Below are 14640 nucleotides of genomic sequence, written 5' to 3' on the forward strand. Positions count from 1 at the left end.
AGTCCCCAGCAGAGAGGGATCAGCTAATGCCCGCGCCTGTCCACGCCAAGGTCGTCATCATCGGGTCCGGCCCCGCCGGCTACACCGCAGCGATCTACGCGGCACGCGCGATGCTCGAGCCGGTGCTGATCCAGGGCATCCAGCCGGGCGGGCAGCTCACCATCACCACCGACGTCGAGAACTATCCCGGCTTCGCCGATGTGATCCAGGGCCCCTGGCTGATGGAGCAGATGGAGAAGCAGGCGGCCCATGTCGGCACCAAGATCGTTACCGATCACGTCAACAAGCTGGAACTCGGCCAGCGCCCGTTTCGCCTGACCTGCGATTCCGGCGACGTCTATCTTGCCGAGACCGTGATCCTCGCCACCGGCGCTCAGGCGCGCTGGCTCGGCCTGCCCTCGGAAGAGAAGTTCCAGGGCGGCGGCGTGTCGGCCTGCGCGACCTGCGACGGCTTCTTCTATCGCGGCAAGGACGTCGTGGTGGTCGGCGGCGGCAACACCGCGGTCGAGGAAGCGCTGTACCTGACCAATCACGCCTCCCAGGTCACCATCGTGCATCGCCGCGGTCATTTCCGCGCCGAGCGCATCCTGCAGGAGCGGCTGTTCAAGCATCCCAAGATCAAGGTGGTGTGGGATTCGGCAATCGACGAGATCTGCGGATCGGAGAACCCGAACAAGGTCACCCATGTGCGGCTAAAGAACGTCAAGACCGGCGCGCTCACGAACCTCAAAACCGACGGCGTCTTCATCGCGATCGGCCATGCGCCGGCGACGGAGCTCGTCAAAGGCCAGATCAAGCTGAAACCGTCGGGCTATGTCGAGGTTGCGCCGAACTCCACCGCGACCTCGATGCCCGGCCTGTTCGCCGCGGGCGACGTGGCGGATGAAACCTTCCGGCAGGCGGTCACCGCCGCCGGCCTCGGCTGCATGGCTGCGCTCGAGGCGGAACGCTTCCTGGCTCTTCGCGCGAGCGATCGCGCAGCGGCGGAATAATCATGGCACGATCTCGCGACGGATTTACGGATATGGATTGGGACAAGCTGAAGGTCTTTCACGCAGCGGCGGAGGCTGGCAGCTTCACTCATGCCGGCGAACAGCTTGGCCTGTCGCAATCGGCGGTCTCCCGCCAGGTCAGCGCGCTGGAGCAGGAGCTCTCGGTGTCGCTGTTTCACCGCCACGCCCGCGGCCTGATCCTCACCGAACAGGGCGACCTCCTGTTCCGCACCGCGCATGACGTGTTCATGCAGCTGCAGGCGGCCCGCGCAAAGCTCACCGACAGCCGCGAGCGGCCGAGCGGCGACCTCAAGATCACGACGCCGCCGGCGCTGGGCATCAACTGGCTGATCCCGCGGCTCGACGAGTTCACCGCGCTCTATCCCGACATCCGGATCTCGCTGATCGTCACCGACGAGGATCTCGACCTCTCGATGCGCGAGGCCGACGTCGCGATCCGCACCCGCAAGCCGACCCAGCCGGACCTGATCCAGCGCAAGCTGTTCTCGATCGGCTTCCATGCCTACTGCTCGCCGGAATACATCAAGCGCTTCGGCACGCCACGCACGCTCGATGATCTCGACTCGCACCGCATCATCATGCTCGGCGACTCGCAGGTGCCGGCGCATCTGCAGAACCGCAGCTGGCTGATCGATGCCGGCCGCAACGGCTCCGGTCCGCGCGAGCCCTACTTCAAGGTCAACAACATCCTCGGCCTCGTGCGCGCCTGCCAGCAGGGCCTCGGCATCGCCGCGCTGCCGGACTATCTGGTCGAACAGAACAACCTCGTGCAGCTGTTCGGCGAGTCCGACTCGATCGCGCTCGACACCTACTTCGTCTATCCGGAAGAGCTGAAGACGGTGGCCCGGGTGCAGGTGTTCCGCGACTTCGTGGTCAGCAAGGCGCAGCGCTGGCCGTCGTGATTAAGCCGCCCTTATAGGGCTGCTTTATAGGGATATCCGTGCTGCCCCCGGTCTCCGCATGACTGACATGCGACCTGGATAGTTGCTGCAAGCCGTCGATGGGGATCATAGTGCTTACACGCTGAGCGTTCGCGTCGCGCATATGTCCCCCTCCTCCAGTGGCGCGGAAGTTCAGTAATCCCTCTTGGAAGGTGATTGTGTCGGCCTCACGTGGCCAATACCTTAAGCCGGGCTCACTCGAGCCCGGCTTTTTTTCATCGCCGTGCCTTTTCACCTCCACGTCATGCGCAAAACGCGCCGCACGCGCCGATCAGCATGTGCATTGACAACAACCTCGCAGCGCAGCATCATTATCCAATGATCACGACTTCGTGCGCCGTTCTGTCGTCGAAAAAAGCTCCCCTCCCGGGGACACGAGATCGCGCGCGATAAGATCACCTTCGCATTCAGACCGATCCCGAAACCCCGCCGCCTGGACGGGGTTTTTTGTTGGTCCCGTCTCCGGCTTTGCCTTCTTAAGGAGATGGAACATGACCGATCTACATCAGCAATTGCAGGGCCTCTGGCTGCCTTTGATCACGCCATTCCGTAACGGCGAGCTCGACGTCACGTCGCTGCGGCGTCTCGTACGGCACTACGCCAATGGCCCCGTCGACGGGTTCATTCTCGGCGCAACCTCCGGCGAGGGCATGGCGCTCAGCGTGGACGAACTGGAGGGGCTGGTGAGCGTCGTGCTCGACGAGCTCAGTGCCAGCTCCCGCCATTTGCCGGTCTGTCTCGGGCTCTCCGGCGCCTCGACCGCCCGGATGAAGGAAGCGCTGGATGATACGGCCGACTGGCCGATCAACGGCTATCTGATCGCCAGCCCCTATTACATCAGGCCCTCGCAACGCGGGCTCGTGCAGCACTTCAACGCGCTCGCCGATCACGCGTCGTGGCCGATCGTGCTTTACAACATCCCCTATCGCACGGCGGTGAACCTGACCAACGAGACGCTGCTGGCGCTCGCGGACCATCCGAACATCGCCGGCATGAAGGATTGCTGCGCCGACCGCGCGCAGTCGATCGACTTCCTCAACCGCCGGCCGGCCGGCTTTCGCGTGCTGACCGGCGAGGACGCGCAAACCTTCGATGCGCTCTCGGACGGCGCCGACGGCGCGATCCTGCTGTCCGCACATCTGGAAACGAACACCTTCGCTGCGATCCGCACGCTGCTGCAGCAGGGCCAGCGCGACGCGGCGCTGGCCGCCTGGCAGAGCGTCGTCGGCCTGACGAGGCTGCTGTTCGCCGAACCGAGCCCCGCGCCGGCCAAGCACTGGCTGTGGCGACAGGGGCTGATCGACAGCCCCGAGGTGCGGCTGCCGATGGTCGCGGTGAGCGAGGATCTCGCAACCTGGCTCGATGCCGAGATAGAGCGCCGCGCGCAGCTGCTGCTGCCAGCCTAAGTCTTGTAGCCCGGATGCAGCGCAGCGAAATCCGGGGGCATCTCCACGTGGCGAGACCGGCCCCGGATTACGCTGCGCTTCATCCGGGCTACCGATCTTGCTGGCTCAATCCAGCCTCGTCCTCGCCAACCGCAGCGCATTGCCGATCACGCTGACCGAAGACAGCGCCATCGCGGCGGCGCCGACCATCGGCGACAGCAGGATGCCGAACAGCGGATACAGCACGCCGGCCGCGATCGGCACGCCGGCCGCGTTGTAGACGAAGGCGAATGCCAGGTTCTGGCGGATGTTGTGCATGGTCGCGACCGACAGCCGCCGCGCGCGCACCAGGCCCATCAGGTCGCCGGTGAGCAGCGTGACGCCGGCGCTCTCGATCGCGACGTCGGTGCCGCCGCCCATCGCGATGCCGACATCGGCGGCGGCGAGCGCCGGTGCGTCATTGACGCCGTCGCCCGCCATCGCGACGGTGCGCCCCTCGCCGCGCAGCCGCTGCACGACCTCGCTCTTGCGCTCCGGCAGAACGCCGGCCTCGACGTCGTCGATGCCGAGCGTCTTTGCCACCGCCCGCGCGGTTGTCTCGTTGTCGCCGGTCAGCATCACGATGCGCAGGCCCTCGGCACGCAGTGCCTGCAGCGCGCTGGTCGCGGACGGCTTGACCGGATCGGCAATTGCGATCACCCCGGCGATGCGGCCGTCGACCGCGACATAGATCGCCGTCGCGCCGTCCCGCCGTGCAGCCTCGGCCGCCTCGTCGAGCGCTGCCGTCGCGATCTTCAACTCGGCCATCAGCACCGCGTTGCCGAGCGCAACCTGCCTGCCCTCGACCGTGCCGGTCGCGCCCTTGCCGGAGGGCGAGGCAAAATTGCTGACGGCGGCGGATGCGAGCTTGCGCTCCCTGGCAGCGGCGATAATCGCCTGCGCCAGCGGGTGCTCGCTGCCCTGCTCGACACTGGCGGCAACGCGCAGCAGATCGCTCTCGTCGAATCCTTCGGCAGCAATGACGCGCACGACCTTCGGCTTGCCCTCGGTGAGCGTTCCGGTCTTGTCGATGACCAGCGTATCGATCGCCTCCATCCGCTCCAGCGCCTGCGCGTCGCGGATCAGGATGCCGGAATGCGCACCGCGGCCGACGCCGACCATGATCGACATCGGCGTCGCCAACCCCAGCGCGCAGGGGCAGGCGATGATCAGCACCGTGACGGCGGCGACCAGCGCGAAGGTCAGGCGCGGCTCGGGGCCGAACACCGTCCAGGCGATGAAGGCGAGCGCGGCAGCGGCGATCACCGCCGGCACGAACCAGCCGGCGACGCGATCGGCCAGCCGCTGGATCGGCGCGCGTGAGCGCTGCGCCTTCGCCACCATGTCGACGATCCGCGACAGCATGGTGTCGCGGCCGATCTTCTCGGCGCGCATCACGAGGCCGCCGCTCTGGTTGACGGTGCCGCCGATCACCCTCTGGCCTTCGGCTTTCGTGACCGGCATCGACTCGCCTGTGACCATGGACTCGTCGATGACCGCACTGCCCTCGATGACGACGCCGTCGACCGGCACCTTCTCGCCCGGCCGCACGCGCAGGCGGTCGCCGACCTTGATCGCGTCGATGTCGATGTCCTCGTCGCCATGTTCGGTGATGCGCCGCGCGGTCTTGGGGGCGAGACCGAGCAGCGCGCGGATCGCGCCCGAGGTCTGCGCGCGGGCGCGCAATTCCAGCACCTGGCCGAGCAGCACCAGCACCGTGATCACGGCTGCCGCCTCGAAATACACCGCGACCGCGCCGTGCATGTCGCGGAACGCGGGCGGGAACAGCTGCGGCGCCAGCGTCGCGACCACGCTGTAGACATAGGCAACGCCGGTGCCCATCGCGATCAGCGTGAACATGTTGAGATTGCGGGTGACCAGCGACTGCCAGCCGCGCACGAAGAACGGCGCGCCGGCCCACAGCACGACCGGCGTCGCCAGCACGAGTGAGACCCAGTTCGACCAGTGCAGCGGCACCAGCTGCATCAGTCCGAGATGGCTGCCCATCTCGAGCACGAACACCGGCAAGGTCAGCGCGAGGCCGATCCAGAACCGCCGCGTCATGTCGATCAGTTCGGGATCGGGACCGTCGTCGAGCGAGACCTGCTCGGGCTCCAGCGCCATGCCGCAGATCGGGCAGCTGCCGGGGCCGACCTGGCGCACCTCGGGATGCATCGGGCAGGTGTAGATGGTGCCCGCGGGCGCCGGCGGCTCCTCTTCACGCGGCTTGAGATACTTCTCAGGGTCGGCTTCGAAGCGCTCGCGGCAGCGGCCGCTGCAGAACAGGTACTCCTCGCCCTGGTAGCTGAAGCGGTGCTTGGCGGTCACCGGATTGACCTTCATGCCGCAGACCGGATCGATAGCGAACGCCGCCTCGGCCGGCGGCGTGTCGTGATCATGCTTGCCGCAGCAGCAGGAATGCGCGGCCGCGCCATTGTGGTGATGATCCGCGTGCGAATGGTCGTGCTTTGCGTGTGCCACGAAACTCTTCCCGGCCGGTAACCCGACCTCTTGATTTAGATACCCTAGGGGGGTATATGAGACCTATGAGAGACGAGGTCAAGACATCCTGCTTAAAACGGCTCAAACGGATCGAAGGTCAGATCCGCGGATTGGCCGCCATGGTCGAGGACGACCGCTATTGCATCGACGTGGTGACGCAGATCGCGGCCGCGCGCGCGGCGCTGCGCCGCGTCGAGGAAGAGGTGCTGCGCGATCATGTGGCGCATTGCGTCGAGCATGCGATCTCGTCCGGCGACAAGGCCGACCAGCGGCGCAAGATCGCCGAACTGATGGACGTGATCGGGCGCGCGGATAGGTGAGGCGAGCGCCGCCCCATACTCGATGTCGTCCCTGCGAAAGCAAGGGACCCATAACCACAGGACGTGGCGATGAAGCGCGCTGGGGCCACAGCTCGCTTCAACAACACGACCCTGTGCTTATGGGTCCCGGGTCGCGCTTCGCTTGCCCGGGACGACGTGGGAAAGAGCGCCACCCGCACACTCAGTGTCGTCCCGGCCTTCGCCCATAGGCGCTAAAATAGGATTTGCGCCTTGGATTCGCTTGTGATTCCAAGATGGAATGGCACACGAATCGCTTGTGAACAAAGATTGGGCGCGCGTTGTCGCCCGACTTGGCGGAGCCGAGGCTCTGAACATTAGCGCGCGCAAGACGAAGGCGTTTGTCCGTCCGCGGGAGATCAGCAATGCGGTCGACTTGCTGCGCCTGATCTTGGCTTATTGCCTTGGTGAGAAAGGGCTGCGGTTGACGGCGGCATGGGCCACGTCGGTTGGGCTTGTCGATATCTCCAACGTGGCTCTGTTGTATCGCTTACGTCAGTGCGGAGATTGGCTGGCAATCTTGGTCGAGCAGGCGCTTGCCGCCGCGGCGCCGAAGGCGAGCCGCGGTCGTCTGATCCGTATTGTTGACGCCACGACGGTCCCCAAGGCTGGGACGAGCGGCAGGAACAAGAACGCAGTGTGGCGTATCCATAGCGCGTTCGATCTTCCGCAGGAGCGCTTTGGTCACTTCGAACTGACCGATCAGCGAGCGGGCGAGACGCTGGATCGGATACCGGCGGTTGCCGGTGAGATCCGTCTTGCCGATCGCGCCTATCTGCAACCGGAGCGCATGGCGCATCTCGTCGATGCCGATGCGGACTTCGTGATCCGGGCCGGCTGGAAGAGCGCGCGCTGGCTCGATGCCGAAGGTAATCTTGTTGACCTCACTGCCGAACTGCGCAACGCCTCGGCGCGTGGCCTGATCGATCGGCCGATTTGGATAAAGCGCAAGTCAGGTGCGCCGCCGCTCGCAGTGCGTCTGGTTGCCGCGAAGAAGCCGGCGCAAGCTGCTGCGGCTGCGCGACGCAAGGCGCGCCGGACTGCACAAAAGGGAGGTCATCAGCTCTCCAGGCAAACACTTGACGCCGCAGATTGGGTGATCCTGGTGACCTCACTCAGGCCAGAGGACTTCACGACTGCAGATATCCTCGCCCTCTATCGGCTGCGATGGCGCATTGAGCTCGGCTTCAAGCGGCTGAAAAGCCTGATTGGCCTGAAGGGACCTCCCGGAACCGACGAGCGGTCCGCCAGACCCCATATCCTCGCTCATCTGCTGATCATTCTATTGCTCGAGCCGCTCGTCGACGAACTCGAAGACTCTCCCCGCTTGGCCGACGCCGCCTGACCCACCCAGTGACGTGGCGTCTGCTGCGCCAGCTCGTAGCTTCGCTACGGCAAGCGATCATTCCACAGCCCGCAATCGCTCTACTCTGCAGAGCCAGTCACGCTCTCCGGCGACATCTACGCGAGCCACCCAGACATAAGCGCCACTATCAGACTATGATCAAACTATCTTAGCGCCTATGGGCCTTCGCCGGGACGACGTGGGGAAAAAGCTCTCTCGAAATCGATGCTCAGGTATTGAATCTGAAATGCATGACGTCGCCGTCGGCGACGACGTACTCCTTGCCTTCAAGCCGCAGCTTGCCGGCATCGCGCGCGCCGGCTTCGCCGTTGCCGGCGATGTAGTCGGCATAGGCGATGGTCTCGGCACGGATGAAGCCCTTCTCGAAATCGGTATGGATCACGCCGGCGGCAGCGGGCGCCTTGGTGCCGCGGTCGATGGTCCAGGCGCGGGCTTCCTTCGGGCCGACGGTGAAATAGGTGATGAGATCGAGCAGCCGGTAGCCGGCGCGGATCAGCCGATCGAGGCCGGCCTCTTCCAGACCCAGCGTCTCCAGGAAGTCAGTGCGTTCCTCACGCGACAACGTCGCGATTTCGGATTCGATCTTGGCCGAGATCACGACCGCGACCGCGCCCTCCTCCTTGGCGCGCTCGAACACTGCCTTGGAGAAATTGTTGCCGTCCTTGGCCGAGCCTTCCTCGACGTTGCAGACGTAGAGCACGGGCTTCGAGGTCAAGAGCCCGAGCATGCGGAACGCACGCTCCTCCTCCGGCTTGCGTTCCAGTCCGCGGGCAGGCTTGCCGTCGCGCAGCAACACCAGCGCGCGGTTGACCAGCTCGAGCTGCTCCTTGGCTTCCTTGTCGTTGCCCTTGGCCTTCTTCGAGAGGTTGTCGACGCGCTTCTCGAGGCTGTCGAGATCGGACAGCATCAGCTCGGTCTCGATGGTCTCGATGTCGGCGAGCGGCGCGATCTTGCCTTCGACATGGGTGATGTCGGAATCCTCGAAGCAGCGCACCACATGGGCGATGGCGTCGACCTCGCGGATGTTGGCGAGGAACTGGTTGCCGAGACCTTCGCCCTGCGACGCGCCGCGGACGAGGCCCGCGATGTCGACGAAGGTCAGCCGGGTCGGAATGATCTGCGCGGACTTCGCGACCGCCGCGAGCTTCTCCAGCCGCGGATCGGGCACCGCCACCTCGCCGACATTCGGCTCGATGGTGCAGAACGGATAGTTCGCCGCCTGGGCGGCCGCCGTCTCGGTCAGCGCATTGAACAGCGTCGACTTGCCGACGTTAGGCAGCCCGACGATCCCGCATTTGAATCCCATGTCTTCCTCAATATTCTCTGGTTCGTCATGGCGGGCTCGTGCCGATGACGAATAAGGGAGATCAGGCCGGCTTCTCGCCGCCGTTCTCACCCTTGTCGAAAAATCCCTTGGCCTGCATCGTCAGATGCACCTTGTTGGCGAACGACGCGTCGTGCCCCGCAGCCAGCAGGCCGGCATTGTCGGCGACGGCCTGGCACAGGGCCTCCACCCACGCCCGGTCGCTCTTGGCGAAGTCCGACAGCACGTGGCTGTGCACGAGCTCCTTGACGCCGGGATGACCGATCCCGAGCCGCACCCGCCGGTACTCGTTGCCGATATGCGCGGAGATCGAGCGCAGGCCGTTGTGGCCGGCGATCCCGCCGCCGATCTTGACCCGCACCTTGGCCGGCGGCAGTTCGAGCTCGTCCTGGAACACGGTGATGTCGGAGGGCGCGAGCTTGAAGAAGTTCGCCGCTTCCTGCACCGCGCGCCCGGACTCGTTCATGTAGGTGGTCGGCTTCAGCAGCACGACCTTCTCGCGATCGACGACGCCCTCGGAGGTCTCGCCCTGAAAGCGACGGCGCCATGGTGCGAAACCATGACGCCGTGCAATCTCTTCGACCGCCAGGAAACCGATATTGTGCCGGTTGCTGGCGTATTTCGCGCCGGGATTACCGAGACCGACAAAAAGGCGCATGGCGCGGCATCCCGCGTCGGCGCGCCATCAGACGATCGCGCGCCGACCTGATCGGTTACTTCTTCTTGTCGCCACCGGCGGGAGCCTTGGCACCCGCGGCCGGAGCTGCAGCACCCGCAGCCGGAGCGGCCGCAGCGGCCGGAGCTGCAGCACCCGCGGCCGGAGCAGCGCCACCGGCAGCAGCCGCAGCCGCGGCCTTCTGCTCTTCGGCGTAGCCGGACGGCGGCACGAGGGTGACCAGGGTCGCGTCCTCGCGGGTCAGCGACTTCACGCCCTTGGGCAGCTTGATGTCGGTGAGATGCAGCGAGTGGCTGATCTCGAGGCTGCCGACATCGGCTTCGATGTATTGCGGAATGTTGTCGACCGCGCATTCGAGCTCGAGCGCGTGGGTGACGATGTTCACGGTGCCGCCGCGCTTGATGCCGGGGGCGGTTTCCGCGTTCACGACGTGCAGCGGCACGCTGACGCGGATGGTGGCGCCTTCGCCGAGCCGCATGAAGTCGACATGGACCGGGAAGTCCTTCACCGGGTCGAGGTGGTAGTCGCGCGGAATCACGCGGTGCTTCTTGCCCTCGAGATCGATATCGAACAGCGTCGTGAGGAACCGGCCCGCCAGGATGCGCTGGCGCAGTTCACGGTCGTCGACCGAGATGGTGACGGGGGGCTGGTTGTCTCCGTAGATCACTCCGGGAACTCTCCCGGCGCGACGCTCTGCCCGGGCGGCCCCCTTGCCGCTCTTCGGACGCGCGGTCGCCTTCAATTCCTTGACGGTCGCCATAGCGTTAAGTCCTTGTATTTAAAAAGTTAAAGGCCGCAGCGCGGCCCATGCTCAGGTCCACAGCAAGCCTCCAGGGGTGCGGGGGCCGCGGACGTGGCGGGCTTTTAGCCCCAAAGGGCCGAAATGACAAGGAAATGAAGGGATTTTTCTTGGGTTACCGAGCGAGGATCGTAGCCCGCATGGAGCGAAGCGAAATCCGGGACCACTGCCTCCGCGGGGCCGGCCCCGGATTGCGCTTCGCTCCATCCGGGCTACGGGGCTGCGCTCCGGGCCTTTTCAGCCGGCCGTACCGCCGAGCTTGGCTTCCAGCGCCGCGATCCTCGCCTTCAGCGCCTCGTTCTCCTCGCGCGCCAGGCGGGCCATGTCCTTGACCGCGTCGAATTCCTCGCGCTTGACCACGTCGAGGTCGCGCAGGATCCGTTCCGCCTGGTTGCGCATGACCGTGTCGACCTCGCGCTTGACGCCCTGGGCGGCGCCCGCGGCATCGTTCATCAGACGGCCGATCTCATCGAAAAACCGGTTGCTGGTCTGGGTCATCTCGCAAAACTCTCCGCGTTCACTGCCTCGCGCCAAAGACAATGGCGATCTCAGCCATCCGGTTCAAGTCCGCCGCGAATGGCAGGCCTCCCGAGGCTTGCCTTGTCATGCTCCGGTTTCCTTGCAATCGTATGAACTCACAACAGAAATCGCACACATAACGCGAGCAGAAACGCCATGATCGACCAGACCGTCGAGATCCCGACCAAGGACGGCAAGACCACCACCTTCATCACCCATCCCGAGCGCGGCGGCCCCTTCCCCGTCGTCATCTTCTACATGGACGCGCCGGCGATCCGCGAGGAGCTGCGCGACATGGCGCGTCGGCTCGGCACGTCCGGCTATTATGTGATGCTGCCCAATATGTATTACCGCGCCGGCGTGATGGAGCTCGGCCCGATCAATCCCGATCCGGAATCGCCCGAGCGCAAGCGCATGTTCGAGCTGATGCACTCGCTCAACATTCCGCTGGTGATGGAAGACACCAAGGGCCTGCTCGCCTATGCCGAGACGCAGAAGGCCGCCAACACCAGGATCATCGGCACCGTCGGCTATTGCATGAGCGGCCGCTATGCGGTGAACGCGGCGACGCATTTCGGCGATCGCGTGAAGGCCGCCGCCTCGGTCTACGGCACGCATCTGGCGACCGACCAGCCCGACAGTCCGCATCTTGCCGCGCAAAAGACAAAGGCCGAACTCTATTTCGCCTGCGCCGAGACCGATATCTACGCGCCACAGGACATCATCGAGCAGGTGAAGGCCGGCATGAAGGGATCGAACAACGAGGTCGAGATCTATCCCGGCACGCATCACGGCTTTGCGTTCCCCAAGCGTCCGGTCTATGACCGCGACGCCGCCGAACGCCATTGGGAGCGGCTCCTCGCGCTTTACCGGCGCAACCTCGTGGGCTGAGCCTCAAGACGCACGATGCCGTTCCTGCTGATCGACTTTCCGGTGTTCAATCCCGTCGCGCTCTCGCTCGGGCCGATCGTGATCCGCTGGTATGCGCTGGCCTACATCGTCGGCATCGTGCTGGGCTGGATCTACGCCCGCTCGCTGATCAAGAAGGAGCGGCTGTGGGGCGGCCCGGCACCGATCACGCTGCCGCAGCTCGACGATTTCATCCTCTGGGTCACCATCGGCATCATCGTCGGCGGCCGCACCGGCTATGTGCTGTTCTACAATTTGCCCTTCTTCATCGCGCATCCGGCCGAAATCCTCGAATTGTGGAAGGGCGGCATGTCGTTCCATGGCGGCTTCCTCGGCTGCGTCGCCGCGGTGATGCTGTTTGCCCGCCGCAACAACATCCCGATCCTGTCGCTCGGCGACATCACCACCGCGGTCGCGCCGATCGGGCTGTTCCTCGGCCGGCTCGCCAATTTCATCAACAGCGAATTATGGGGCCGTCACGCCGATCCGAGCCTGCCCTGGGCCATGATCTTCCCCAATGGCGGGCCGCTGCCGCGGCATCCGAGCCAGCTCTACGAAGCCGGGCTCGAGGGCATCGTGCTGTTTGCGGCGCTGGCGATCATGATCCGGATGGGCGCGCTCAAGCGTCCCGGCCTGATCCTCGGCAGCTTCATCACGATCTACGGCGTTGCCCGAATCATCGGCGAGCACTTCAGGGAGCCCGACCCGCAACTCGGATTCCTGTGGGGCGGACTTACCATGGGCATGCTGCTGTCGGTGCCAATGATCATCGTGGGCGTTATCATCATCACGGCCGCCGTCCGCCGCAGGGCGAACGGTCCGGCACCGAGTTCAACCTGAACAAGTTCAATCTAAAGCAAGTGCAATCCAAGGAAGGCCGTGAACGAACCCTCCCCGCTGCTGGATGAGATCAGGAAGCTGATCAAGCTGTCCGGGCCTATGCCGGTCTGGCGCTACATGGAACTGTGCCTGATGCATCCGCGGTACGGCTACTATCTGTCGCGCGATCCGCTCGGCCGCGAGGGCGATTTCACCACGGCGCCCGAGGTCAGCCAGATGTTCGGCGAACTGCTCGGGCTGTGGAGCGCCTCGATCTGGCGCGCGATCGGCTCGCCGGAGACGTTCCGCCTGATCGAGCTCGGGCCCGGCCGCGGCACCATGATGTCCGACGCGCTCCGTGCGCTACGCGTGCTGCCGCCGCTCTACCAGTCGCTCAGCATCCACCTCGTCGAGGTCAACCCGGTGCTGCGCGAGAAGCAGTACGCGACGCTGGCGGGCGTGCGCAACATCACCTGGCACGATAGCATCGATGACGTGCCCGAGGGACCGGCGGTGATCCTCGCCAACGAATATTTCGACGTGCTGCCGATTCACCAGATGGTCCGGCGCGAGACCGGCTGGCACGAGCGGACCGTCGGGATGGATGCCAATGGCAATCTGTATTTCGCTCCCGCGCCCGAGCCGACGCCGCATTTCGAGGTGCTGCTGCCGCCGCTGGTGCGCGCCGCCCCGCTCGGCGCGGTGTTCGAATGGCGGCCCGACAACGAGATCATGAAGCTCGCCACGCGGCTGCGCGACCAGGACGGCGCCGCGCTGATCATCGATTACGGCCATCTGCGCAGCGACGCCGGCGACACCTTCCAGGCGATCGCGCGCCACAGCTTCGCCGACCCGCTGAAGAACCCGGGACAGGCCGACGTGACCGCGCATGTCGATTTCCAGGCCCTGGCGCGCGCCGCCGAGGATGTCGGCGCGCGCGTCCACGGACCGGCGACGCAGGGCGACTTCCTCAAGCGCCTCGGCGTCGAGGCCCGTGCGGCCGGACTGATGGCGAAAGCAAGCCCCGAAGTCTCCGCCGACGTCGCCGGTGCGCTGAAGCGGCTGACCGATTCCGGACGAGGCGGGATGGGCTCGATGTTCAAGGTCATGGCCATCTCCGACCCGCGCCTCACCTCGATCGCCGGATTGAGCGATCAGCCTGACGAGACCGAACAATGACATTAGGATCACCGCTGCTGTCGTCCATTCCGGGCCTGCGCCATGCCTTCTTCTCGCGCGAGGGCGGCGTGTCGGAGGGCATCTATGCCGCCCTCAATGGCGGGCTCGGCTCGCGCGACGATCCGGCCAAGGTCGCGGAGAACCGACGGCGGATAGCGGCGCAGCTCGGCGTGCCGCTCGATCACCTCGTCAGCGTGCATCAGGTTCACTCGCCTGACGTCGTGGCCGTGACCGGTCCATGGAATGGCGCCGCGCGCCCGAAGGCGGACGCGCTCGTCACGCGCACCGAGGGCCTTGCGATATCGGTCACGACGGCCGACTGCGGCCCGATCCTGTTCGTCGATCCCAATGCGCGGGTGATCGGCGCGGCGCATGCCGGCTGGAAGGGCGCGCTGACCGGCGTGCTGGAATCGACCATCGACGCGATGGAGAAGCTCGGCGCCGAGCGCGGCGGCATCGTCGCCGCCATCGGCCCGCTGATCCGCAAGGAGTCCTACGAGGTCGGCAACGAATTCGTCGAACGCTTCATCGAGGCCGATGCGGAGAACGGCATGTTCTTCATGCCCGCCGAACGCGACGGACACGCGATGTTCGATCTTGCCGGCTTCATCCGCATGCGGCTGGAAAATGCCGGCGTGCTGATGATCGACGATCTCGGCATCGACACCTATTCCGACGAGCGCTGCTTCAGCTACCGCCGCTCCGTGCATCGCAAGGAAGCCGATTACGGCCGGCTCGTTCACGCCATCGCGCTGGAAGGCTGACGCCGGGCACTCCCGCGATTTTTGTGCGACAAGCGTCTTGACTCTCCACCTGCTGGAGACCGGACAA

The 14640-nt window shown here is 65.4% G+C and carries 14 protein-coding genes; 9 read left to right on the forward strand and 5 right to left on the reverse strand.

What is annotated here, in order from left to right; translation table 11 throughout:
- The first annotated feature begins 26 nt into the window (after window positions 1-26).
- The 3 genes from trxB (at window position 27) to ACVIYL_RS02015 (ending at window position 3360) form a co-directional block, all read left to right on the forward strand.
- Window positions 27-992: a thioredoxin-disulfide reductase gene (gene trxB / locus ACVIYL_RS02005; RefSeq protein ID WP_456777600.1), complete on the forward strand. Its 966-nt coding sequence runs from the start codon at window positions 27-29 to the stop codon at window positions 990-992.
- Window positions 993-994: 2 nt separating this feature from the next.
- On the forward strand, window positions 995-1915 hold the full coding sequence (locus ACVIYL_RS02010; protein WP_026192264.1) for a LysR family transcriptional regulator: 921 nt from the start codon (window positions 995-997) through the stop codon (window positions 1913-1915).
- Window positions 1916-2445: 530 nt separating this feature from the next.
- Window positions 2446-3360 (forward strand): 4-hydroxy-tetrahydrodipicolinate synthase family protein, encoded by a 915-nt coding sequence (locus ACVIYL_RS02015; RefSeq protein ID WP_253604181.1) that lies wholly within the window; start codon window positions 2446-2448, stop codon window positions 3358-3360.
- Window positions 3361-3465: 105 nt separating this feature from the next.
- Here the strand turns inward: ACVIYL_RS02015 and ACVIYL_RS02020 are convergent, their stop codons facing one another.
- Window positions 3466-5859 (reverse strand): heavy metal translocating P-type ATPase, encoded by a 2394-nt coding sequence (locus ACVIYL_RS02020; RefSeq protein WP_456777601.1) that lies wholly within the window; start codon window positions 5857-5859, stop codon window positions 3466-3468.
- Between the two features lie 65 nt (window positions 5860-5924).
- Between ACVIYL_RS02020 and ACVIYL_RS02025 the strand changes: the two genes are divergently transcribed.
- Together ACVIYL_RS02025 and ACVIYL_RS02030 are read left to right on the forward strand one after the other, a co-directional pair.
- The gene (locus ACVIYL_RS02025; RefSeq protein WP_018269815.1) at window positions 5925-6200 is read left to right on the forward strand and encodes a metal-sensitive transcriptional regulator; all 276 of its coding nucleotides are present in this window, start codon (window positions 5925-5927) and stop codon (window positions 6198-6200) included.
- Window positions 6201-6477: 277 nt separating this feature from the next.
- Window positions 6478-7563: an IS4 family transposase gene (locus ACVIYL_RS02030; RefSeq protein WP_253604643.1), complete on the forward strand. Its 1086-nt coding sequence runs from the start codon at window positions 6478-6480 to the stop codon at window positions 7561-7563.
- 229 nt (window positions 7564-7792) lie between these two features.
- Here ACVIYL_RS02030 and ychF read toward each other — a convergent pair whose 3' ends face one another.
- From ychF to ACVIYL_RS02050, 4 genes are all read right to left on the reverse strand, one after another.
- The gene (gene ychF, locus ACVIYL_RS02035; RefSeq protein WP_057016605.1) at window positions 7793-8890 is read right to left on the reverse strand and encodes a redox-regulated ATPase YchF; all 1098 of its coding nucleotides are present in this window, start codon (window positions 8888-8890) and stop codon (window positions 7793-7795) included.
- Window positions 8891-8951: 61 nt separating this feature from the next.
- On the reverse strand, window positions 8952-9566 hold the full coding sequence (pth, locus tag ACVIYL_RS02040; RefSeq protein ID WP_253604190.1) for an aminoacyl-tRNA hydrolase: 615 nt from the start codon (window positions 9564-9566) through the stop codon (window positions 8952-8954).
- 55 nt (window positions 9567-9621) lie between these two features.
- Window positions 9622-10344: a 50S ribosomal protein L25/general stress protein Ctc gene (locus ACVIYL_RS02045; protein ID WP_283064486.1), complete on the reverse strand. Its 723-nt coding sequence runs from the start codon at window positions 10342-10344 to the stop codon at window positions 9622-9624.
- 276 nt (window positions 10345-10620) lie between these two features.
- Window positions 10621-10881: an accessory factor UbiK family protein gene (locus tag ACVIYL_RS02050; RefSeq protein WP_050384261.1), complete on the reverse strand. Its 261-nt coding sequence runs from the start codon at window positions 10879-10881 to the stop codon at window positions 10621-10623.
- A gap of 177 nt (window positions 10882-11058) precedes the next feature.
- Between ACVIYL_RS02050 and ACVIYL_RS02055 the strand changes: the two genes are divergently transcribed.
- The 4 genes from ACVIYL_RS02055 (at window position 11059) to pgeF (ending at window position 14573) form a co-directional block, all read left to right on the forward strand.
- Complete coding sequence (locus ACVIYL_RS02055; RefSeq protein WP_057016608.1) at window positions 11059-11793, forward strand: dienelactone hydrolase family protein; 735 nt, start codon at window positions 11059-11061, stop codon at window positions 11791-11793.
- Window positions 11794-11808: 15 nt separating this feature from the next.
- A complete protein-coding gene (lgt, locus tag ACVIYL_RS02060; protein WP_057016609.1) occupies window positions 11809-12651 on the forward strand; it encodes a prolipoprotein diacylglyceryl transferase in 843 nt (280 codons plus the stop codon).
- Window positions 12652-12750: 99 nt separating this feature from the next.
- Window positions 12751-13809 carry a class I SAM-dependent methyltransferase gene (locus tag ACVIYL_RS02065; protein WP_456781767.1) on the forward strand — a complete coding sequence of 353 codons (1059 nt, stop codon included), beginning with the start codon at window positions 12751-12753 and terminating at the stop codon, window positions 13807-13809.
- A complete protein-coding gene (gene pgeF / locus ACVIYL_RS02070; RefSeq protein WP_456777602.1) occupies window positions 13806-14573 on the forward strand; it encodes a peptidoglycan editing factor PgeF in 768 nt (255 codons plus the stop codon). The genes ACVIYL_RS02065 and pgeF overlap by 4 nt, the downstream gene beginning before the upstream one ends.
- Window positions 14574-14640: the final 67 nt, after the last annotated feature.

The sequence above is a fragment of the Bradyrhizobium sp. USDA 3315 genome (genome assembly GCF_054056795.1).